The sequence below is a fragment of the Streptomyces sp. NBC_01261 genome, from assembly GCF_036226385.1.
Lineage (GTDB): Bacteria > Actinomycetota > Actinomycetes > Streptomycetales > Streptomycetaceae > Streptomyces.
In genome coordinates this window covers 7338226-7361193 of the sequence record NZ_CP108463.1, presented here as the reverse complement: position 1 = coordinate 7361193, position 22968 = coordinate 7338226, and the positions used below count along the sequence as shown (strand labels likewise).

Sequence of the window (22968 nt, the reverse complement as noted above, 5' to 3'; positions counted from 1 at the left end):
TGGGTCCGTTGTCGTCCGCGGGCCGGTGGGGGCTTGTCGCGCAGTTCCCCGCGCCCCTGATGGGCCCCGCGGCCCCTTCGGGGCGCGGGGGCCCGCCAAATGATCACGCTTCGCGCGAACCCGCGTACATCTCGTCGATCAGGTGCTTGTACTCGCGTTCCACCACCGGGCGCTTGAGCTTGAGGCTCGGGGTGATCTCGCCGTGTTCCACGTCGAGGTCGCGCGGGAGGAGGCGGAACTTCTTGATGGTCTGCCAGCGCTGGAGGCCCTCGTTGAGTTCCTTGACGTAGCCCTCGACCATGGCGACCGTCGCGGGAGCGGCGACGACCTCGGCGTAGGACTTGCCGGCGAGGTCGTTGTCCTTCGCCCACTCCAGGATGGACGGTTCGTCGAGGGAGATGAGGGCGGTGCAGAAGTTCCGGTCGGCGCCGTGCACCAGGATGTTGGAGACGTACGGGCAGACGGCCTTGAACTGGCCCTCGACCTCGGCCGGCGCGATGTACTTGCCGCCGGAGGTCTTGATCAGGTCCTTCTTGCGGTCCGTGATGCGGAGGTAGCCGTCGGGGGACAGCTCGCCGATGTCGCCGGTGTGGAACCAGCCGTCCGACTCCAGGACCTCGGCGGTCTTCTCGGGCAGCCCGTGGTAGCCCTCCATGATGCCGGGGCCGCGCAGCAGGATCTCGCCGTCGTCCGCGATGCGCACCTCCGTGCCGGGCAGCGGCTTGCCGACCGTGCCGGTGCGGTAGGCCTCGCCGGGGTTCACGAAGGAGGCCGCGGAGGACTCGGTCAGGCCGTAGCCCTCAAGGATGTGGATGCCGGCGCCGGCGAAGAAGTAGCCGATGTCGGGTGCGAGCGCGGCCGATCCGGAGACGCAGGCGCGCAGCTTGCCGCCGAAGGCCTCGCGGATCTTCGCGTAGACCAGCGCGTCGGCGACCTTGTGCTTGGCGGCGAGGCCGAAGGGCGCGGTGGCCGTGCCGGTGCGGCGGAAGTTGTCCTGGGTGACCTTGGCGTACTCGCGGGCGACCTCGGCGGCCCACTGGAAGACCTTGTACTTGGAGGCACCGCCCGCGCGCGCCTTGGCGGCGACGCCGTTGTAGACCTTCTCGAAGATGCGCGGGACGGCCGCCATGTACGTCGGCCGCACGATCGGCAGGTTCTCGATGATCTTGTCGACGCGGCCGTCCACGGCGGTGACGTGCCCGATCTCGATGTGCCCGGACGTGAGCACCTTGCCGAAGACGTGCGCGAGCGGCAGCCACAGGTACTGGACGTCCTCGGGGCCGAGCAGTCCGGTCGCGGCGATGGCCTTCGCGAGGTACGACCAGTTGTCGTGCGGGAGGCGGACGCCCTTGGGGCGGCCGGTCGTACCCGAGGTGTAGATGATCGTCGCGAGCTGGTCCTTGGTGATGGCCCCGACCCGCTCCTTGATCAGGTCCGGGTTCTTCTCCAGGTACGCGGCGCCGCGCTGCTCCAGCTCGGCGAGGGTCAGCACCCAGCCGCCCTCTTCGGCTCCGGTCTCGACGCCGGTCGGGTCGATGACCACGACATGCGTCAGCTCGGGCAGGTCGGCGCGCTTCTCCCGCGCCTTGGCGAGCTGCGCCGCGTCCTCCGCGATGAGGACCTTGCTGCCGGAGTCGGCGAGGATGAACGTCGACTCGTCGGCGTTGGTCTGCGGGTACACCGTGGTCGTGGCGGCACCGGCGCACAGGATGCCCAGGTCGGCGAGGATCCACTCGACGCGGGTGGCGGAGGCGAGCGCGACGCGCTCCTCGGGCTGTACGCCGAGTTCGATCAGCCCGGCCGCGATCGCGAAGACCTGCTCGGCGGCCTGCGCCCAGGTCAGTGACTTCCAGTCGTCGGGGCCCTCACCGGAGGCCGCCGGTACCGGGTAGCGGTAGGCCTCGGCGTCCGGCGTGGCCGCCACGCGCTCCAGGAAGAGGCCCGCCACGGACGGCGGACGGTTCTCGATCAGGGTCTGTGTGTCGCTCACGACATCCTCCGGGCCCGCGACAGTGCGGCTGGACCATTGCTGCGGCTGTTGTTTAACTCACGAGTAACTATCGAGCAGTGATCAGAGTAAGCCGCGACCGGCCGGTGCGTAAGAGGCGGTGGACGGTCACTTCCTCCAGAGCCATGACCACTTCGTACAGAGCCAAGACATAGGGCCCGCCGCGCGAAAGCGCAACGGGCCCCATGAATCGGCGCTACTTCTTGCCCTTGGCTCCGGGACCGCTGTCGTCGCTGGACAGCACCGCGATGAAGGCCTCCTGGGGAACCTCCACGGAACCCACCATCTTCATCCGCTTCTTGCCCTCCTTCTGCTTCTCCAGCAGCTTCCGCTTACGCGAGATGTCACCGCCGTAGCACTTGGCGAGGACGTCCTTGCGGATGGCGCGGATGGTCTCGCGGGCGATGACCCGGGAGCCGATGGCGGCCTGGATGGGCACCTCGAAGGCCTGCCGCGGGATGAGTTCCCGCAGCTTGGCGACCAGCCGCACGCCGTACGCGTACGCCGCGTCCTTGTGCGTGATCGCCGAGAAGGCGTCCACCTTGTCGCCGTGCAGCAGGATGTCGACCTTGACCAGGCTGGAGTCCACCTCGCCGGTGGGCTCGTAGTCGAGCGAGGCGTAGCCGCGGGTCTTGGACTTCAGCTGGTCGAAGAAGTCGAAGACGATCTCCGCGAGGGGGAGCGTGTAGCGGATCTCGACGCGGTCCTCGGAGAGGTAGTCCATGCCGAGCAGGGTGCCGCGCCGGGTCTGGCACAGCTCCATGATCGAGCCGATGAACTCCGACGGCGCGAGGATCGTCGCGCGCACGACGGGCTCGTAGACCTTGTCGATCTTCCCCTCGGGGAACTCGCTCGGGTTGGTGACGATGTGCTCGCTGCCGTCCTCCATGTCGACCCGGTACACCACGTTCGGCGCGGTCGCGATGAGGTCGAGCCCGAACTCGCGCTCCAGCCGCTCCCGGATCACGTCCAAGTGCAGCAGCCCGAGGAAGCCGACGCGGAAGCCGAAGCCGAGCGCCGCCGAGGTCTCCGGCTCGTAGACGAGCGCGGCGTCGTTGAGCTGGAGCTTGTCGAGGGCCTCGCGCAGCTCCGGGTAGTCGGACCCGTCCAGCGGATACAGGCCCGAGAAGACCATCGGCTTGGGGTCCTTGTACCCGCCGAGCGCCTCGGTCGCGCCCTTGTGCAGGGTGGTGATCGTGTCACCGACCTTGGACTGGCGGACGTCCTTCACGCCGGTGATCAGATAGCCGACCTCGCCGACCCCGAGCCCGTCCGCGCCGAGCATCTCCGGCGAGTTCGTCCCGATCTCCAGCAGCTCGTGCGTGGCGTTCGTGGACATCATCCGGATCTTCTCGCGCTTGGTGAGCAGTCCGTCGATGACCCTGATGTACGTCACGACACCGCGGTAGGAGTCGTAGACCGAGTCGAAGATCATGGCACGGGCGGGCGCGTCCGCGTTCCCGACCGGCGCCGGGACCTCCTTGACGACCTTGTTCAGCAGGACGTCGACGCCGATACCGGTCTTCGCGGACACCCGCAGCACGTCGTCGGGGTCGCACCCGACGAGGTTGGCCAGCTCCTCCGCGAACTTCTCGGGCTGCGCGGCCGGCAGGTCGATCTTGTTCAGTACGGGGATGATCGTGAGGTCGTTCTCCATCGCCAGGTAGAGGTTGGCGAGGGTCTGGGCCTCGATGCCCTGGGCGGCGTCCACGAGCAGCACGGTGCCCTCGCAGGCGGCGAGCGACCGCGAGACCTCGTACGTGAAGTCGACGTGTCCCGGGGTGTCGATCATGTTGAGGATGTGGGTACTGCCCTTGTCGGCCCCCTCGGTGGGGGCCCACGGCAGACGCACCGCCTGGGACTTGATCGTGATGCCACGCTCGCGCTCGATGTCCATGCGGTCGAGGTACTGAGCACGCATCTGCCGCTGGTCGACCACTCCGGTCAGCTGGAGCATCCGGTCGGCGAGCGTGGACTTGCCATGGTCGATGTGCGCGATGATGCAGAAATTGCGGATCAGCGCCGGGTCGGTACGGCTCGGCTCGGGCACATGGCTGGGGATCGCGGGCACGCAGGGTCCTGATTCTTGAGGCGTCCGCAGTGTCTGCGGTCTCGGGTCGGATCGATACGTAGCTTCCATCGTCCCACGCGTGGGAGGTGCGGTCCGGTTTGGGCCGGTGCGGGTGGGTAATCGTGGGGGTTTTCGCGGGTCGGTTCGGTGGCGGGTGCGGGGGGGGCGGGGACTTCTAGGGGAGCGGGAAGAGTGGTCGGGTATGTCTGGGGCCGCTCGGGGACTCGGGCTGCGGTTCGGGGAGGCCTTGGGCTGCTCGGGAGTCGCGGCAGGCGCCTGGCCTGGGGTGACAGACGAAGGGTGCGGTCCCGTTCAGGCCGGTGCGGGACGGTGACCGGTGGCCCCCCGGCGACCGGTTTGGGTGGGCCGGTGGGCGGCTGGTAGCCTGGGTAGCTGTGTCTCATGCCCTCTCGGCGTGAGGCGCAACCCAAGGAAAATCATCGGCCCGGGACCCGTGCGGCCCCGTGCCAGAACCTGCAAAGGCTCATTCGTGGCGAACATCAAGTCCCAGATCAAGCGGATCAAGACCAACGAGAAGGCTCGGCTGCGCAACAAGGCCGTCAAGTCCTCCCTGAAGACCGCGATCCGCAAGGCCCGCGAAGCCGCTGCCGCGGGTGACGTCGAGAAGGCCACCGAGTACCAGCGCGCTGCCGCGCGTCAGCTCGACAAGGCCGTCGCGAAGGGCGTCATCCACAAGAACCAGGCCGCCAACAAGAAGTCGGCGCTTGCTTCCAAGGTCACCGCGCTCCAGGGCTGATCCTCCGCACTTGCCTCGGCCCGCGCTCGCGCGGACCGGACCAGTAGCAATCCACCGTGAGGACAACGTCGAGCCCTCTACCTCGATTCACGGACAGACATCGTGGTCGCCACGCCACGTACAGTGCCCCCGGACCCACTTCGGGGGCATTGCTGTTTCCCCGTCCCCGCCCCCGTCTCGCCGTATCTCCCCGCGATGGCCCGCACCTGGGGCAGAGTCGCCAGGGCCGGTCCGGCGGAGCAGGTCGCAGGAAATCGGCGATGCCCGATTCCCGCCGACGGCGACACCGCAGACGGCCATGCCACACCCCACGTCCACGACATGCCCCGCCGTGTCGACAACCCTGCGGGGCAATACGCCCAGGGTCTGGCCGGCGGACCAGGTAGGAGGGCGACGCCGCAGGCGTGCGTGCCAGACCCCGCGTCTGCGGCGTGATCCGCCGGACAGGTCCTAGTACTACAGCCGGACTTCGCCACGGCCGTCACCGAAGATACGCGCGGCGACAGGCGGTACGCCGACATCCTGCCAGGTGAGCGCCGTGCGAGACCCCCACAAACTGACACTCCATCAGCCTGACCGGCTTCCCAGAACGGCCCTGACCTGCAAAAACGCAGAAGTCCGGCTGTAGTACTAGGCCTGACCCCGCGACCGGGCCGCCCGGGCGATCGCGACGACCGCCTTCTCCAACGCGTACTCCGGATCGTCCCCACCACCCTTCACTCCCGCGTCCGCCTCGGCCACCGCCCGCAGCGCGACAGAGACCGCGTCCGGTGTCCACCCCCGCATCTGCTGCCGTACCCGGTCGATCTTCCACGGCGGCATCCCCAGCTCACGCGCCAGGTCCGCCGGCCGTCCCCCGCGCGCGGACGACAGCTTGCCGATCGCCCGCACCCCCTGCGCCAACGCGCTGGTGATCAGCACCGGCGCCACCCCGGTGGACAACGACCACCGCAGCGCCTCCAGCGCCTCCGCCGCCCGCCCTTCCACGGCCCGGTCCGCGACCGTGAAGCTCGACGCCTCGGCCCGCCCCGTGTAGTACCGCCCGACGACCGCCTCGTCGATGGTCCCCTCGATGTCGGCGACCAACTGGGAGACAGCGGAAGCCAGTTCGCGCAGATCACTGCCGAGGGAGTCGACCAGCGCCTGACAGGCCTCCGGTGTGGCCGACCTCCCGGTCGCCCGGAACTCACCCCTCACGAACGCCAACCGGTCCGCCGGCTTCGTCATCTTCGGGCAGGCCACCTCCCGCGCCCCGGCCTTGCGAGCGGCATCGAGCAGCCCTTTGCCCTTGACCCCGCCGGCGTGCAACAGCACCAGCGTGATCTCCTCGGCGGGCGCCCCGAGATACGCCCTCACATCCTTGACCGTGTCCGCGGACAGATCCTGCGCATTGCGTACGACCACGACCTTGCGCTCCGCGAAGAGCGACGGGCTGGTCAACTCGGCGAGTGTGCCGGGCTGCAACTGGTCCGAAGTCAGGTCACGTACGTCCGTGTCGGCGTCGGAGGCCCTGGCAGCGGCCACCACCTCCCGCACGGCACGGTCGAGCAGGAGGTCCTCCTGGCCCACGGCAAGCGTCACCGGGGCGAGAGGGTCGTCATTCGCAGTCTTCCTGGCCATCTCGTAAAGCATCGCACGCGCCACTGACAACGCGTCCCGCGTGCCACGTGCCGGGGTCGGACGGGGGGCCGGGTGTGGGTGCGGGACCGGGCCGGGTACAGGTGCGGGACCGGGCCGGGTGCAGGTTCGGGTGCGGCGGCGCCGTGCGGGTTCGGGTGCGGCGGCGCGGTGCCGGTTCGGCGCGGCGCGGCGCGGCGGCACGGTGCGGGTTCGGCGCGGTGCGGCGGCGCCGTGCGGGTTCGGTGCGGCGGCGCCGTGCGGGTTCGGGTGCGGCGACGCCGTGCGGGTTCGGGTGCGGCGGCGCCGTGCGGGTTCGGGTGCGGCGACGCCGTGCGGGTTCGGGTGCGGCGACGCCGTGCGGGTTCGGGTGCGGCGACGCCGTGCGGGTTCGGGTGCGGCGCGGCGGCGCCGCGCGGGTTCGAGTGCGGCGCGGCGGCGCCGCGCGGGTTCGAGTGCGGCGCGGCGGCGCCGTGCGGGTTCGAGTGCGAGTCCGGCCGTAGAACCTGCCGCCGCTACGGCTCCTCGCGCCAGCCGTTCCACTCCCCCGCGAACGCGTCCAGCTCCGCGGGGTCGAGTCGCCCGTCCTCGTCCCGCAGAACGAGCAGCCACTGCGCGTCCTCGGCATCATCCTCACCGGCCAGTGCGTCCCGCACCAGCCGCGGTTCCTCGTCGAGCGCGAACCGCTCCCCGAGTACCTCCGCCGCCTCCTGGGCCGCATCACGGTCGGGCAGCACCAGCACATGTCTCACATCGCTCACGAGGACATTTTCTCCCCACGCGCCCGAACCTCCGGAACCGACCCCAGCTCGATCCCGAACCGCTCCCGGTACATCGCCAACACCTCCTCGTCCGCGGTCAGTTCACGGACGTCCCGCGTCCCCTCCCCGGTGGTCGTCGTGAGGGTCCGGCCGGCGAGGGTGATCCTCCCGCCGTCCTCCAGGAGCCGTGAACAGACCAGTGACCGGGTGAAGTGCGAGGCCGGTGACGTGCTGTGCCACCACGCCCCGGCCACGAAGTCACCGAGCACCCGGGGCCGCGCCTCCAGGCGGTACTCGGGCCTTCCGTTCCGCACCACGTCCAGGTCAGCCGCCTCCCCCGAAACCGCATCCGCTCCGGACGCCCCGCCCCGCACCCCGGCCGCATCCGGTCCCGACGCGACGACCCTGAACGTGCCACCGGGATCCTCCTGCTCACCCCGCTCCTCGAAGGCCAGCGGATAGTGGCTGTGCGTCCCGAAGCCCACGTCCGCCAGCCACGCGCCCCCGTCCACCGTCCGCACCCGCAGCGCGAGATGGTCGTACGGAATCCCCGTCCGCCCCTCGTCCCCGTACACCCGCGCCGCGAGCAACTCGACCTCGAAGCCGAGCGCGGTGAGCAACGCGCCGAACAGACCGTTCAGTTCGTAGCAGAACCCGCCCCTGCCCGCGCCCACCACCTTGTCCAGCAGCCGGTTCTCCTCCAGCACGATCTCCTCGCCCAGATGGATGGACAGATTCTCGAAGGGCACGGTCTGCAGATGGCGCAGATGCAACTCGCGCAGGACATCGACGGTGGGCGACGCCGGGTGCTGGACTCCCAGCCGGCGGAGATAGGCATCAATCTGTGCGGGATTCATGCCTTCAGTCTCGCGCCACCCGCAGCCCGCCTCCTTCCCCACTCACCGCCAACGCCCCGTCCATATCCGTCCGCAGGACCACCGCGCCCATGGCCCGCAGCGCCGCGACCGTGCTGGGAGCGGGGTGCCCATAGGTGTTGTTCTCCCCACAGGAGATCAACGCCAGCCGCGGAGCCACCCTGCGTATCAGGTCCGCGTCTTGGTAAGCCGAGCCATGATGAGCGACTTTGAGGACGTCCACGCCTCCCAGCAGCGCCGCCGCCGGTGACCTCAACAGCTCCTGCTGGGCCGGGGGTTCGAGGTCCCCGAGCAACAGCAGTCGTAGCCCGGCCGTCCGTACCAGCAGGGCGACACTGGCATCGTTCGGCCCGTCCGGGTCCGGCGCCGGGCGCGGTGGGGGCCACAGCACCTGCCAGGACAGCGGGCCCGTGCGTCGCTGCTCGCCGGCTACGGCCCGGGTGATCGGGATGTGCCGTTCCGCCGCCGCTCTCCGTACGAACTCGACCTGTTCCGCGGGCTCTTCGAAGGACGTCGTCTCGATCGCGCCCACCGAGCGGCCCCGCAGCACCCCGGGCAGTCCCGCGACGTGGTCGGCGTGGAAGTGGGTGAGGACGACGAGCGGAATCCTGGTGATGCCGAGCGTGCGCAGACACCGGTCGACCAGCTTCGGATCGGGTCCGGCGTCCACGACTACGCCGGTTCCCTTGCCTGCGGCCAGCACTGTCGCGTCGCCCTGCCCGACATCACACATGGCGAATCTCCAACCCGACGGCGGCCACCCCGTGATCACCCGGGTCAACGGCGCCGGCGCCACCACGATCAGCAGCAGCAACAGCCCGCAGGCACCGCACAACCAGGGGTGCTTCAACAGCCGCCGCCCGACCAGCACCAGAGCCGCGACAGCCAGCGCGAGCAGCAACGCCCCCGTCCAGTTGCCCGGCCAGTCCACTCCCCCACCGGGCAGGGCGGCGCCGGTCCGGGCGACGTCCGCGATCCATCCGGCGGGCCAACTCGCGCCCCAGGCAAGGACCTTGGCCATCGGCATCGCCACCGGTGCCGTCGCCAGCGCCGCGAAGCCCAGCACCGTGGCCGGTGCGACGGCGATCTCCGCGAGCAGATTGCACGGCACCGCCACCAGACTGACCCGCGCCGACAGCACGGCCACGACCGGTGCGCACAACGCCTGTGCGGCAGCGGCGGCGGCCAGCGCCTCGGCCAGCCGCGGCGGAACCCGGTGCCGTCGCAGCGTCTCGCACCAGCGCGGCGCGAGCGTGAGCAGGGCACCGGTGGCCAGCACGGAGAGCAGGAAGCCGTAACTCCGGGCCAGCCACGGGTCGTAGAGCACCAGCAGCAGTACGGCCGTCGCCAGGGCCGGGATCAGTGATCTGCGGCGGCCGGTCGCCAGGGCGAGCAGCGCGACGGCACCGCAGGCCGCGGCCCGCAGCACGCTCGGGTCGGGGCGGCACACGACGACGAAGCCGAGGGTGAGGACCCCGCCGAGCAGTGCGGTCGCCCGGAGGGAGATGCCCAACCGGGGTGCCAGACCACGGCGTTCGATGTGCTGGGCGAGACCGGGCGGTCCGATGAGGAGGGCGAGCAGGATGGTGAGGTTGCTTCCGGAGACGGCGAGGGTGTGCGCGAGGTCCGTCTCCTTGAACGCCTGGTCCAACTCGGGTGTGATCCGCGCGGTGTCCCCCACGACCAGCCCCGGCAGCAATGCCCGCGCGTCCGCCGGTAACCCGTCGGTGGCCTCGCGCAACCCGGCCCGCAACCGCCCCGCGAACCGCTGCACTCCGGACGGCCCCGCCACCGCCTCCGGCACCGGCTGGTTCCGCACCCGCAGCACGGCCGCGACCCGGTCCCCACTCGTCAGCGAGGGCGCCAACCTCGCGGTCACCCTCACCCGCGTCGACGGAAGCAGCCCGAGCCAGGGCGAACGCTCCGGCCCACCACCGGAACCCCGTGCCCCGCCCACGCCCTTGGAGGACGAACCCGGGTCGACGATCAACAGCACCGGCGCCCGCGTCTCCACGACCGTCCCGTCCAACTCCTCGACCCGCCGCACCTCGGCGTCGACGAGCACGGAGACCGGAGCCGCGTGATCCCCGCTCACCCGGGGTCGCGTCAACCGCGGATCGGAACCGACCTCCACCTCCGCGGTCACGGTCGCGTACTCCCGCGCCAACTCGGGCACCGGCCCACGCCGCAGATCCGCCCCGTGCAGCCCGGCGGAGGCGGCGGCCGCGGCGACGGAGAGAAGCAGGGCGGCGATCGAGACCCGGGGCCATGCGGCCTGCCGCCATGAGCGTGCGGGGCGGCCCCCCTCCGATGAGGGGTCAGCGTGAGCGTCCAGCTGTGACGGGGCGTGGCCACCGCCTGCCCCTGCCCCTGACCTGTCCCGTCGCCGTGTCACCAGCAACAGCACGAGCGCCACGGCCAGCGAGACGGCCGCGACCCCTGTGACCCAGCTCGGCGACGCGTCCAGCGCCAGTGCCGCCGTCGCCCAGGCCGCGAGCGCGGGCGGTACGAGTCGTAGGTCCGTCGGTCCTTCCTGTTGGGGGTGCGCTGCACCCCGCCGACTTCCGGAGTCGGCGTGCACGGTTGGACGGGCCGGTGAGGAGACGTCGTCCTGCGCCGTACGGCGAGGCGTCGCGGGCTCGGGCGGATCGTCGTGGACGCGGGTCATGGCTGTACCAGGTCCCGCAGATCGGCGAAGCGACGATCGCCGATGCCGTTGACCTGGCGCAGCTCGTCCACCGAGCGGAAACCGCCGTGCTGGGTGCGGTAGTCGATGATGTGCTGGGCCAGCACCGGGCCCACGCCGGGCAGAGCGTTGAGCTGGTCGGCGGTGGCCGTGTTGAGGGACACCGGAGCAGTCGGAGCGGCCCCCGCAGCGGACCCGGCCGAGCCCGCGATCCCCGTGCTGTTCGCACCGCCCGCCGCACCAGACACCGCCGCAGGGGCCGCACCGCCGACGACGATCTGCTCCCCGTCCACGAGGAACCGGGCCCGGTTGAGCCCCTCGGTGTTCGTGCCCGGACGCACCCCGCCCGCCGCCCGCAACGCATCGGTCACCCGTGAACCAGCCGGAAGCCGATGAACCCCGGGCTCCCGGACCTTGCCGCTGATGTCCACGACGATCTCGGTACCGGCGGCACCCGCGGCACCCCGTCCTCCGACCGACGAGGCACGCGGTCCGGCCCCCTTCCCCGCAGCCGCACCCCCGATGCCGTCCTTGCCTCCGCTCCCTTCTCCATAGGGAGCCGCCGCCCCCACCACCTCCGGTGCGCGAACGGGCTGGGTCCGGCCCACCCAGAAGTGCTGCACGGCGAAGACCGCGGCCACGACGAGCACTACACCGAGCGCGATCACGTTCCGCCGCTCCAGCCCACACCGCGTCTGCACCCACACCGGCATCCGCTCCCGCAGAGCGACCCCGACCCGCTCCGGCCAGGCACCGACCGCACGATCCCGCCGGGCATCGACCTCTCCGGAGCGGCCGAACTCCCCACCGTCTCCGGCCAATTCGGCCCGTCCGGCGTACGAGAAGCCATCAGGCTCAAGGGCAACACGCACAGGCGAACCCACCCGGACCACCCGGACCATCCGCTGCCCCGACCCCAACCCCGCCCCTGCCGTCGGCTCCGACGCTGGCGCCGGCTCCCGGACAGCCCATGGCCCTGCATCAACAGGCGCCGGAAGGCGCAGCCCCGCCGCCCTGACCACTGGCGGAACAGCCCGCCCCCTCGCCACACTCGCGGGTGGACCAAGAGCCCCCGCGACTTCACCCACCGGCGCAGGAGAACTCGCCATGACCTCGCCCACCAGCTCAGGGGAACTCGCCATGGCCTCGGCCACCAGCTCAGGGGAACTCGCCATGGCCTCGGCCCCCGGCGGCCGAGAATCCCCCATGGCCTCGGCCCCCGGCGGCCGAGAATCCCCCATGGCCTCGGCCCCCGGCGGAGCAGGAAGCCCCACACCCTCGCCCACCACCGGAAGAGACCGCCCCGCCCTCTCCCCTACCGGCGACCCAGAGCCCTCACCCCCACTCCCGTCCTCACCCGGCGGCCCGTTCCCCAACTCCCCCCGCTCCCCGGCACGTTCACCACCTTGACCACGTTCGCCAAAGAGCAGTTCCGCCCGTCGCCGAAGTTCCTCCGCCGAAGCCTGACGCTGTGCCCGCCCCCGTGCGGGCCCGCGGCGATGCCGAGTTCGGTCGTCGGAGGACGGGGCGCGGCCCGGGCCGCTGGTCGCAGTCGCTGTATGTGAGCGTGATCGAAGTGCCATGCGCCGAGGATCGGATATTCCGCGACTCGGCGATGATCTTGGTCAATTCCCGGGGACGACTGCCCAGTTGTGGATAACTCCGTCACCCGAACGAGCGCCACCCGCCCAGAGCACCACTCAAAGCACCGCTCAAGGCACCGCCTGACGCACCAGCCCGCGAACGCCTGACGCCTCCCCCGGGAGCGCCGCCCCCACAGACTCCGCCCCCGACAAACCCCGTCACCGAGGCGAAACCACAGCCCCCAACAACCCCGGCCCGGTATGCGCCCCGATCACCGCCCCGACCTCACTCACATGGAGATCCGCCAGCCCCGGCACCCGTGCCCGCAACCGATCCGCGAGCGCCGACGCCCGCTCGGGCGCGGAGAGATGGTGAACAGCGATGTCGACCTGCGCACTGCCCGCCCGGTCCGCCGCGAGTTCCTCAAGGCGGGCGATCGCCTTCGACGCCGTCCGGACCTTCTCCAGGAGTTCGATGCGCCCGCCCTCCAGCTGGAGCAGCGGCTTCACGGCGAGCGCGGAGCCCAACAGGGCCTGTGCCGCGCCGATTCGGCCGCCCCGGCGCAGATAGTCGAGGGTGTCGACGTAGAAGTACGCGGAGGTGCCGGCGGCCCGCTTCTCCGCGGCCGTGACCGCCTCGTCCACCGTGCCGCCCGCCTCCGCCGTCTCGGCCGCGGCGAGTGCGCAGAAGCCGAGCGCCATCGCGACCATCCCGGTGTCCACGACCCGCACCGGCACCGGTGCCTCACGCGCGGCGACGACCGCCGCGTCGTAGGTGCCCGAGAGTTCGGCGGAGAGGTGGAGGGAGACGATGCCGGTGGCGCCGGACTCGGCGACCTTGCGGTAGGTCTCCGCGAAGAGCTGGGGGCTGGGGCGCGAGGTGGTGACCGGGCGGCGCTTCTGCAGGGCCTGGGCCAGGGAGCGGGTGGAGATCTCGGTGCCCTCTTCGAGCGCCCGGTCGCCGAGGACCACGGTCAATGGCACCGCTGTGATGCCGTGGCGCTCCATCGTCAGCGGCGGCAGGTAGGCCGTTGAATCGGTGACGATCGCGACATGGCGGGACATGAGCTGGAGGTTACCTGCCGTAGCGGCCGGGCGGCAGCCCGACCCCTTTCACCTGGGCCGGAACCGGCCGGATCACACCATGCCGAACGCTCACACCATGCCGTGCCACGCCGTGCCGCCCGATCAAGTCGTGCTCTCGGGGCGGGGTTTCTTCTGCCAGGGGTAGGCAGGGCGCCGTCCTGGCGGGGTGATGGCGGACGGGGCCGGTTCCTCGGCGGCCGGGCGGGAGCGCGGGGGCTCCGGCCAGGTCTGCCGATCCGCCGTGGCGTCGGCGGGCGGGGCGTCCGGCCACGGGGACGATGCGGGATCGGCCTTCGTCCAGTGCCGCAGGGCACCGGCCTCCATGTCTATCTGGGCGCTCAGCGTGTCCAGGTCGTCCTCAGCGAAGCGGCCGGCGCGGTCGCGGGCCGCCCAGCGCAGCGAGTCCGCCGACTTCGTGATGCGCTCGGTGCGCTCACGCAGGGCGGGCAGCCGCTCGGCGAGTGTCCTGCGGTCCGGCTCGGACTCCAGGCGCCTGAGCTCGCCGTCGAGTTCACGGCCGTGCGCGCTGAGCCGCTGGAAGAGGCCCAGGGACTCCTTGAGCGACTCGTCCTGGGGCACGCCCGCGTGCAGCGCGTCCTGGGTCGCGCGCATCGACGTGCGCAGCGCGAGCCGGAGTTGGGCCACCTGTCCCTGTGGGCCGGGCTGGGCGAAGGACTTGGCGCGCAGGGTGTGGTCCTCGACCGAGCGCCGGGCCTGCGCGACCGTGCGGTCGACGCCGCGCTTGGCCGCACCGACCGCCTTGACCGCCGCGTAGCCGCCTACGACCACGAACAGCAGGAAGAGAAGGGCGAAGACTGTGATCACGGCTTCCAACGCTCCTCCACCGACTCCGGGCGGCACACGCCGCGCCGCTCTTCAACGGTAAACGCAACGGGCAGGTCCGGAGTTCCACAGGAACCCTGGACCTGCCCGTAGGGGACTACCCCGAGGCACTCGCCCCGACGCGTCAAAAAGGGCCGTGCCGACAACAACTAGTGACTACCGACTACCGACTACGCCGGAACGATGTTCACCAGCTTCGGCGCTCGCACGATGACCTTGCGGATGCCCACGCCGTCCAGCGCGGCGACGACCTTCTCGTCGGCCAGCGCGACCTTCTCCAGCTCGGCGTCGGAGATCGACGGCGACACCTCCAGCCGCGCCTTGACCTTGCCCTTGATCTGCACGACGCAGGTCACGCTCTCGTCCACGACGTAGGCCGGGTCGGCGACCGGGAAGTCCTGGTGGACGACCGTGTCGGTGCGGCCCAGCTTGCGCCACAGCTCCTCGGCGACGTGCGGGGCCAGCGGCGCGATCAGCAGCACCAGCGACTCGGCGACGGAACGCGGCACCGCGCCGCCCGCCTTGGTCAGCTGGTTGTTCAGCTCGGTGATCTTGGCGATGGCCGTGTTGAAGCGCAGCCCCTGCAGGTCCTGACGGACCCCGTCGATCGCCTTGTGCAGGGCACGCAGGGTGTCCTCGTCGGGCTCGGTGTCGACGACCGTGACCTCACCGGTCGCCTCGTCGACGACGTTGCGCCACAGCCGCTGCAGCAGCCGGTACTGGCCCACCACCGCGCGCGTGTCCCACGGCCGGGACACGTCCAGCGGGCCCATGGCCATCTCGTACAGGCGCAGGGTGTCGGCACCGTACTCGTCGCAGATCTCGTCCGGAGTGACCGCGTTCTTCAGGGACTTGCCCATCTTGCCCAGCAGCCGGGAGACCTTCTCGCCCTGGTGGTAGTACTCGCCGCCCAGCTCCTCGACCTCGGCGGCCGGCACCGGGAAGCCCCGGCTGTCCCGGTAGACGTAGGCCTGGATCATGCCCTGGTTGAACAGCTTGTGGAACGGCTCCGGGGACGAGATGTGCCCCAGGTCGAACAGCACCTTGGACCAGAAGCGCGCGTACAGCAGGTGCAGTACGGCGTGCTCGGCGCCGCCGACGTACAGGTCGACGCCGCCGTGCGGCATGCCCGCGCGGGGGCCCATCCAGTACTGCTCGATGGCCGGGTCGACCAGCTTCTGGTCGTTGTGCGGGTCCAGGTAGCGCAGTTCGTACCAGCAGGAACCGGCCCAGTTCGGCATGGTGTTGGTCTCGCGGCGGTACTTCTGGGGGCCGCGGCCGTCGCCCAGGTCCAGGGTGACGGCGACCCAGTCCTCGTTGCGGGACAGGGGCGTCTCAGGGGACGTGTCCGCGTCGTCCGGATCGAAGGTGCGCGGCGAGTAGTCCTCGACCTCCGGCAGCTCCAGGGGCAGCATCGACTCGGGCAGCGAGTGCGCGATGCCGTCCTCGTCGTAGACGATCGGGAAGGGCTCGCCCCAGTAGCGCTGGCGACTGAACAGCCAGTCGCGCAGGCGGAAGTTGACGGTGCCCTCGCCGATGCCCTCGCGGGCCAGCCACTCCGTGATCCGGGCCTTGGCCTCGGCGACGGCCAGGCCGTCCAGGGAGATGTCGTCGTTCGAGGAGTTGATGATCTTCGCGTCGTAGGACCCGAAGGCGTCCTCCCACGTGGACGTGTCCGTCCCGCGGCCGTCGGTCGGCTCGACGATGCAGGTGATCGGCAGCTCGAAGGCGCGCGCGAAGTCGAAGTCGCGCTGGTCGCCCGCCGGGACGGCCATGATCGCGCCGGTGCCGTAGCCCATCAGTACGTAGTCGGCGATGAAGACGGGCAGCCGCTCGCCGTTGACCGGGTTCGTCGCGAACGTGCCGGTGAAGACGCCGGTCTTCTCCTTGGCCTCGGTCTGCCGCTCCACGTCGGACTTGGTGCCGGCCTGCGCGCGGTACGCGGCGACGGCCTCCGCCGGCGTGGCGTGCCCTCCGGTCCACGCGTCGCGCGTGCCCTCGGGCCAGGCGGCAGGCGTGACCGTGTCGACCAGCGGGTGCTCGGGCGCCAGCACCATGTAGGTCGCGCCGAACAGGGTGTCGGGGCGGGTGGTGAAGACGGTGATGTTCTCGTCGTCCACGGGGAAGTCGACGCGGGCACCCTCGGAGCGGCCGATCCAGTTGCGCTGCTGCAGCTTGATGGCCTCGGGCCAGTCCAGCTCCTCCAGGTCCGCCAGCAGCCGGTCGGCGTAGGCGGTGATGCGCATGTTCCACTGGCGCAGCTTGGCCTTGAAGACGGGGAAGTTGCCGCGCTCGGAGCGGCCGTCGGCGGTGACCTCCTCGTTGGCCAGGACGGTGCCCAGGCCGGGACACCAGTTGACGGGCGCCTCGGAGGCGTACGCCAGGCGGAACTCGCCCAGGACGTCGGCACGTTCGGTGGCGCTCAGCTCGGGCCACGCGCGCGTGTGTCCCGGTACGGCACGCTCACCGGTCTCGAACTGGGCGATCAGCTCGGCGATCGGGCGGGCCTTGTCGGCCTCGTCGTCGTACCAGGAGTTGAAGATCTGCAGGAAGATCCACTGGGTCCACTTGTAGTACTCGGGGTCGATCGTGGCGAACGACCGGCGCTTGTCGTGGCCCAGGCCCAGCGCGCGCAGCTGGGACTTCATGTTGGTGATGGCGGCCAGGGTGGTGATCCTGGGGTGCTCGCCGGTCTGGACGGCGTGCTGCTCGGCGGGCAGCCCGAAGGCGTCGAAGCCCAGGGTGTGCAGCACGTTGTGGCCGGTCATCCGCTGGAACCGGGCGAACACATCGGTGGCGATGTAGCCCAGGGGGTGGCCGACGTGCAGGCCCGCACCGGAGGGGTACGGGAACATGTCCATGATGAACTTCTTGGGGCGGGCGGCCAGTTCGGGGTCGCCGGCCAGGTCACCGGTCGGGTTCGGCGCCTCATAGGTGCCCTCGGCGTCCCAGAAGTCCTGCCAGCGTGCTTCGATGTCCGCGGCCATCGCGGCCGTGTAGCGGTGCGGGGCGACCACCTCGGCGGCGGCAGCGGGGTTCGTCTCGCTCATGATCCTCAAAGCTCCATCGATCGTCTCTGCCAGCGGCTGCGACATTCAGGGTGTGACATCCACCAAATGAAAAATCCCCTCGCACAGGAGGGGACGCCGCGCTGATTCCGACCTCACCGTTCACCGGTGGTCGGGACTGATCAGCGCGGCTCGCTAAGCAGAAGGCGTACGGCACGCATGGCGTCAGAGTACCGCAGCCCTTGAGCACAACGCGACGCGCTTCCGTATCACCCTTGGCACCCTGTCCACACCGGCGTGGACTGACCCCGGTTCAAGGATTACCTTCGCGTACCACCCACTACGGGACATCACAGCAAGCGCATTGTCGTTTGATAACAACGCAATAACTCAAACCTCGTACCCACCGGTATGGAGCCACTTAGAGTTCGGCAGCGGGACCGCTTTCCCGATACTGCTCGGAGTTGCCCCCATGAACGCTCGTCGTAGTACCAGTTCGCTCCCCAAGCCGGGCCGCTCGGCCTATGGCGTGGTGAGCCTCGTCGTCCTGATCTTCATACCCGTGTTCGTGCTGGCCGGAGGCAGCCAGGTACAGGACTTCCTCAACTTCGGTGCGGGCGTTCTCTCGCTCGTCTCCCTCTCCTGCTCGGTGATCTGGGGGCTCGTCGCCCAGGACCGGGTCATCCTCAACATCCGCCAGCGGATCGTGGCGCAGGGCATCCACCGGGTGACCGCCGTCGGCTCGATCGCGTTCCTGGTGGTGCACATCACGGTCAAGCTGGCGCTCGACCACACCGTCCTGATCGCCGCGCTGATCCCCTTCAGCCTCGGTGTGAAGGGCAGCGCCGGGCTCATCGGTCTCGGCTCGCTGGGCGGCCTGCTCATGATCTTCGTGGGCATCACCGGCGCCCTGCGCAACCAGTTCGCGTCCCCCGCGCCGGTCGCCGCCCGCTGGCGCGCGATGCACATGCTGGCCTACCCGGCCTGGTGCGCGGCCCTGATCCACGGCCTGTTCGCGGGCCGCGCGGCGAAGCCGTTCTTCATGATCTCGTACGAGCTGTGCCTGGTCGGGGTCGCAGCGGCCCTCGCCCTTCGCTCGGCGCCGCGCCCGTTCAAGCGGAAGTTCGCCAACAAGGTCGCCATGCTCCTGGGCAACGAGGAGCGGCCGGGTCTCGACGAACTCGACGCGAGCCGTGGCCGCGTGTCCGAGTCCGGGCTGCCGGGCTACGAGAAGCGTGAGAGTCGGCGCCCCGCGCAGCCCTCGTTCACCGACACCGGGTCGATGCCGCGCGTGGATCCCAACGCCACGTACGAGACGCGGTCGATGACCCCGGAGACGGCCCAGAACGACTTCGCCGCCGCCTACCGCACCGCCACGCCGGAATCCACCGGTCAGATGCCGTTCGTCACCGACCAGACCTCGCGCATGAACATGCCGATGGACATGCAGAACACGCAGGCGGTCCCGCGCGCGGACAGCGGCGGCAGCACCTCCGGCAGCTGGCCGGTCCCGTCACCCCCGCCGGTCGGCGAGGCGCCCCCGTCGGCCTACGACCCGCTCCAGGACACCGGGTACAACATCCCTACGTACAACAACAATTCGGGCGCGGGCGGCTACGGGGAGGGATACGTGTACCCCACCGGTGAGTCGAACGGCACCTCCGGTACGTACAACCCCAATGACACGTACAACAGCGGTCCCGCCACTGATCAAACGCCCAATGCTTCGTACGACTTCGACGCGCAGGGCGGCTCGGGCGAACCTTGGAACACGCCTTCCGGAGGCTATAGGTGAACGAGGCCCTGCCCGACGTCCCAGAAGTCCGCGTGGTCGGGCTTCCTCAGCTCACGTCAGGCTTCGACCTTGTCGAGAGACTCGACCTGCCCATGCACCTGAAGGTGCACGGGCCGCTCGAACCGATGGGCGGGGAGCAGCTCGCGAAGCTCTCCGAGGCCATCAACCTGAAGGGCCGCGGCGGCGCGGGGTTCCCCTTCCACAAGAAGTTGCGGTCGGTCGCCGAAGCGGCGATCAAACGCGGTGTACGACCGGTCGTCGTCGTCAACGGCAGTGAGGACGAGCCGGCCTGCCGCAAGGACACGGTGCTCATCAACCGTGCCCCGCACCTCATCCTGGACGGCGCACTGCTGGTCGCCGAAGCCCTGGGTGCCCGCACGCTCGTGGTGGGGGTCACCCGTGAGTCGACGCAGCGCTCCATGGAGGCCGCGCTCTCGGAACGCGGCCTGAGCAACACCCGCCGCTCGGCGCTGAAGGCGTTCGTCCAGCGCAACCCGATCCGCATGGTCACCGGTGCCGCCGCGTCGCTGATCCGCTCGATCGACGGCGGCCCGGCGATCCCGCCCGGCCGCAAGGTCAGCGCCTCCCAGAACGGCGTCGGCGGCGTCCCCACCCTGCTCTCCAACGCCGAGACCTTCGCCCAACTCGCCATCGCCGCCCGCATCGGCCCTGAGCGCTACGGCAACACCGGCCTCTACGACGAGCCCGGCACCGTCATGCTCACGGTCTCCGGAGCGGTCGCCCGCCCCATGGTGATCGAGGTCCCCACCGGCGTACCGCTGCGCTACGTCCTGCAGTTGGCCGGCGCCCCGCCGGTCCCCCAGGGCGTGCTGACGGGCGGTTACCACGGCAAGTGGATCGACGCGGCGACGGTCAACGAGGCGATCGTCTCGCGCAACTCCCTGGACGCGGTGGGCGGTGCGCTCGGCGCGGGCGCCATCATGCCGATCACCCAGGAGACCTGCCCGCTGGGCGAGTCGCTGCGCGTGGCCCAGTGGCTGGCCGACGAGAGCGCGGGACAGTGCGGTCCCTGCTACCTGGGTCTGCCGGCCGCCGCACGCGGCATGGAGGACATCCTCAACGGCGGCGGCCCGGCCGCCCTGGAGGCGCTGAAGCAGGTCGCCAAGGCCGTGAAGCGGCGCGGCGCGTGCTCGCACCCGGACGGCTCCGCGATGTTCCTGGAGTCGACCATCAAGGCGTTCACGGACGACCTCGCCGCCCACGTCCTCGGAAACGGCTGCGGAAGGCCCGTGGAGGGCGTTCTGCCGCTCTTCGAGGCCGGCCAGCTCCCCGCGGGCATCACGAGCGGCGTGGAGGCCGAGGAGAGCGGTCCCAGCCGTCAGAAGATCTACGTCGACTGGACGCTGTGCCGGGGCCACGGTCTGTGCGCGGACATCCTTCCCGAGGTCTTCGAACTCGGCGCCGACGGCTTCCCCACCGTCGCGCAGGCCCAGGTGCCGCGCTATGCGGAGGCGAAGGCGCTCCGCGCGGTGCGCCGTTGCCCGGCGCTCGCGCTACGTCTGGAGGAGGAGGCCCCACGGGACAAGACCCCGTCGCGCAACCTCCCCGTCCTCTCCCAGGGCCGTGGCCGGCGGGCCCTGGGTCGCTGAGCAGCACACGAACAACGGGCCGCCCTCTTCTCAAGAGGGGGTGGCCCGTTCTTCCGTGAACGGCGCCAACTCCCCCTGAACACACCGAAGGCGGGTCATCCCATCGGATGACCCGCCTTCGACTTCTGTGGAGCTAAGGAGAATTGAACTCCTGACCTCCTGCATGCCATGCAGGCGCTCTACCAACTGAGCTATAGCCCCGCGCGGTGTGCTACCGGGTCTCCCCGGCGGCGAAGCAAACATTACCGGTGGACCCGGTGGACCACCAAATCGATTCCGTCCCCATGATCGTGACCGTCATCGCCGGGACCTCCTCGCGGGGTCCCGGCCGGGTTCAGGCGGTGACGAAGGAATAGAACCGTTTCAACGTGCAGTGCTCTTCCAGGAGTCGACCGTAGATCGGCTCGCCCTCAAGTTCGCGGTACGTCTCGATCGGGTCGCCTTTTATGATCAGCGCCCGCGCGCACTCCTCGCACCAGTACTGGTAGTCGGGATTCACCGGTTCCATGTCACGGACGATCGGCGTCCCACTGCCGCACCAGTCGCACTTTCGCCTGTGTGCACCCATCGATCAGCTCCAGCTGTGGCCGCAGGCCGTGCACACGTAGGAAACTCCGCCGTTGTCACCGAGGACTTGGGCCACGTGGGCGGAACCGCAGGAAGGGCAGCTCAGGCGGGTGATCGTATCCCGTATCAACGCCGCATCGAAGAGGTGGTCGACCTCCTCGATGATGCTCGCAGGCATCGCTACTCCCTCCCGTCGGGCCGCGCCCCCTCCGGCCGTTTGATTCTGCCACGGCCGGACCAATACGGTCAGCGACGCCTCAGTACCAGTCCGGACACGGCACCCACCGCGGCCGTCCCCGCCAGCGCGAACATGCACGCCAAAAACGCCTCCGCAGAGGTATACGCCCCCGGGGCCCCAAGTGACTCAAGCCGGTTCAAGAACAGTGTGCCGAAAACCGCGACCCCGATCAGCTGACCCAGCTGCGCGACCGTGGACAGCAGACCGCTGGCGTCCGCCGCGTCCTCGGGCCGCACGGTCGCGAGGGCCCGGGTCAGCGTCGGACTGAAGGCGAGCGCGAGCCCGGCCCCCACGCCGACGTACGCCACGTACAGTACGGCCCCGCCGCGGTCGCCGCCTTCGAACGCCAGGCCGACTCCCGCGACGGCCGGGATCGTGACCAGGAATCCGAGCGGGGTCAGCGCCGGCTGCCAGGCCGCCGGCCACCTCCGCCAGGTCAGTCCGACCGCCCCGAAGACGACCGCCGTCGGCGCGAAGGTGAGACCAGCGCGCAGCGCGCTGAAGCCGAGGCCGCCCTGGACGTGCAGGGTGAGCGCGAACAGGAAACCGGCGTTGATGGCCATGACCGCCAGGATCCGGAAGACGGCGAGAGCCATGCCAGGGTGACGCAACACACGTGGTGCGATCAGCGGGGCTCCCCCGCGCCGGGCGAGCCGGGACTCGTACCCGCAGAACGACGCGAAGAGGACGGCCGCCGCGATCAGCGACAGCCACGACCACAGCGGCCAGCCCTCCTCCTGCCCCAGCACCAGCGGCACCGTCAGCAGCGAGACCGCCGAGGCGAGCAGCACCAGCCCCGGCACGTCGAACGCCCGTGCGCGCTCCGGCTCAGCCCCGGCGCCCCGCGGCAGCACGCGCCTGCCGAGGAACAGGAGTGCGACGCCCACGGGCACGTTGACGAGGAACACCGGCCGCCAGCTCGTGCCGAACAGGTCGGCGCTGACGAGGACCCCGCCGAGGATCTGCCCGGCGGCTGCGCCGACGGCGATGACCGCCGAGTAGACGCCGAGCGCCCGCATCCGGGCCTCGCCGACGAAGTTGCGCTGGATCAGGCTCAGCACCTGAGGAATCATCAGCGCCGAGCCGGAACCCTGGACCAGGCGGAACACGATCAGCTCGGTCGAACCCTGGGCCAGGCCGCAGGCGAGCGAGGCGGCGGTGAACAGGGCGAGCCCCGCGAGGTGGACCCGGGTGTGACCGAGCCGGTCGCCGAGCCGTGCACCGGTGATCAGCAGCACCGAGTACGTGATGGTGTAACCGGCGATCACCAGCTGCAAGTCGGCGCCGGACGCGTGGAGTTCGGTGCCGATGGTGGGGGCGGCGACGTTCACGATGAACACGTCGAGCAGCGCCATGAACAGGGCCGCGAGCAGCACCGCGAGCATCGGCCCGCGGCGATTGTCAGTGCCAGGGTCTTTACTGGTGGCAGGAGTGGGAACGGGTGCGGAATCCGGTTCCGTACG

Annotated in this window: 16 protein-coding genes and 1 tRNA gene; 3 read left to right on the top strand and 14 right to left on the bottom strand. The window is 70.4% G+C overall.

Annotation, left to right across the window (positions count from 1 at the left end; genetic code table 11):
* Positions 1 to 103: 103 nt before the first annotated feature.
* Complete coding sequence (locus OG226_RS32755) at positions 104 to 1990, bottom strand: AMP-dependent synthetase/ligase (protein WP_329350907.1); 1887 nt, start codon at positions 1988 to 1990, stop codon at positions 104 to 106.
* 214 nt (positions 1991 to 2204) lie between these two features.
* Positions 2205 to 4079, bottom strand: a complete 1875-nt coding sequence (gene lepA / locus OG226_RS32750) for a translation elongation factor 4 (protein ID WP_328683398.1) — start codon at positions 4077 to 4079, stop codon at positions 2205 to 2207.
* A 490-nt stretch (positions 4080 to 4569) separates the two neighbouring features.
* Here lepA and rpsT point away from each other — a divergent pair, with 490 nt between their 5' ends.
* Positions 4570 to 4836, top strand: a complete 267-nt coding sequence (gene rpsT, locus OG226_RS32745) for a 30S ribosomal protein S20 (protein WP_019064182.1) — start codon at positions 4570 to 4572, stop codon at positions 4834 to 4836.
* 630 nt (positions 4837 to 5466) lie between these two features.
* Here the strand turns inward: rpsT and holA are convergent.
* From holA to leuS, 8 genes are all read right to left on the bottom strand, one after another.
* Complete coding sequence (holA, locus tag OG226_RS32740; protein WP_329350906.1) at positions 5467 to 6456, bottom strand: DNA polymerase III subunit delta; 990 nt, start codon at positions 6454 to 6456, stop codon at positions 5467 to 5469.
* 512 nt (positions 6457 to 6968) lie between these two features.
* Positions 6969 to 7214 carry a hypothetical protein gene (locus tag OG226_RS32735; RefSeq protein WP_328683396.1) on the bottom strand — a complete coding sequence of 82 codons (246 nt, stop codon included), beginning with the start codon at positions 7212 to 7214 and terminating at the stop codon, positions 6969 to 6971.
* The gene (locus OG226_RS32730) at positions 7211 to 8071 is read right to left on the bottom strand and encodes an arylamine N-acetyltransferase family protein (RefSeq protein WP_328683395.1); all 861 of its coding nucleotides are present in this window, start codon (positions 8069 to 8071) and stop codon (positions 7211 to 7213) included. Before OG226_RS32730 ends, OG226_RS32735 begins: the two co-directional genes overlap by 4 nt.
* 4 nt (positions 8072 to 8075) lie before the next feature.
* Positions 8076 to 10757 (bottom strand): ComEC/Rec2 family competence protein, encoded by a 2682-nt coding sequence (locus tag OG226_RS32725; RefSeq protein WP_443066927.1) that lies wholly within the window; start codon positions 10755 to 10757, stop codon positions 8076 to 8078.
* Positions 10754 to 11647, bottom strand: coding sequence for a ComEA family DNA-binding protein (locus tag OG226_RS32720; RefSeq protein ID WP_329350905.1), 894 nt, complete (start codon positions 11645 to 11647; stop codon positions 10754 to 10756). The genes OG226_RS32725 and OG226_RS32720 overlap by 4 nt, the downstream gene beginning before the upstream one ends.
* A gap of 930 nt (positions 11648 to 12577) precedes the next feature.
* A complete protein-coding gene (locus OG226_RS32715; RefSeq protein WP_266856636.1) occupies positions 12578 to 13423 on the bottom strand; it encodes a DegV family protein in 846 nt (281 codons plus the stop codon).
* Between the two features lie 123 nt (positions 13424 to 13546).
* Positions 13547 to 14278: a hypothetical protein gene (locus OG226_RS32710; RefSeq protein ID WP_329350904.1), complete on the bottom strand. Its 732-nt coding sequence runs from the start codon at positions 14276 to 14278 to the stop codon at positions 13547 to 13549.
* A gap of 179 nt (positions 14279 to 14457) precedes the next feature.
* Positions 14458 to 17337, bottom strand: coding sequence for a leucine--tRNA ligase (gene leuS / locus OG226_RS32705; protein WP_329350903.1), 2880 nt, complete (start codon positions 17335 to 17337; stop codon positions 14458 to 14460).
* A gap of 430 nt (positions 17338 to 17767) precedes the next feature.
* On the opposite strand from leuS, the gene OG226_RS32700 reads away from it, so the two are divergent.
* Together OG226_RS32700 and OG226_RS32695 are read left to right on the top strand one after the other, a co-directional pair.
* A complete protein-coding gene (locus OG226_RS32700) occupies positions 17768 to 19090 on the top strand; it encodes a cytochrome b/b6 domain-containing protein (protein ID WP_328683391.1) in 1323 nt (440 codons plus the stop codon).
* Positions 19087 to 20700, top strand: a complete 1614-nt coding sequence (locus tag OG226_RS32695) for an NADH-ubiquinone oxidoreductase-F iron-sulfur binding region domain-containing protein (protein WP_328683390.1) — start codon at positions 19087 to 19089, stop codon at positions 20698 to 20700. Before OG226_RS32700 ends, OG226_RS32695 begins: the two co-directional genes overlap by 4 nt.
* A 128-nt stretch (positions 20701 to 20828) precedes the next feature.
* Here OG226_RS32695 and OG226_RS32690 read toward each other — a convergent pair.
* The 4 genes from OG226_RS32690 to OG226_RS32675 all read right to left on the bottom strand — a co-directional run bounded on the left by OG226_RS32690 (position 20829) and on the right by OG226_RS32675 (position 22890).
* Positions 20829 to 20901: transfer RNA gene (locus tag OG226_RS32690), tRNA-Ala, on the bottom strand.
* A gap of 133 nt (positions 20902 to 21034) precedes the next feature.
* Positions 21035 to 21268 carry a hypothetical protein gene (locus OG226_RS32685; protein WP_003976229.1) on the bottom strand — a complete coding sequence of 78 codons (234 nt, stop codon included), beginning with the start codon at positions 21266 to 21268 and terminating at the stop codon, positions 21035 to 21037.
* A gap of 3 nt (positions 21269 to 21271) precedes the next feature.
* Positions 21272 to 21445, bottom strand: coding sequence for a hypothetical protein (locus OG226_RS32680; protein WP_019063265.1), 174 nt, complete (start codon positions 21443 to 21445; stop codon positions 21272 to 21274).
* 68 nt (positions 21446 to 21513) lie between these two features.
* Complete coding sequence (locus OG226_RS32675; RefSeq protein ID WP_329350902.1) at positions 21514 to 22890, bottom strand: MFS transporter; 1377 nt, start codon at positions 22888 to 22890, stop codon at positions 21514 to 21516.
* Between the last annotated feature and the right edge of the window lie 78 nt (positions 22891 to 22968).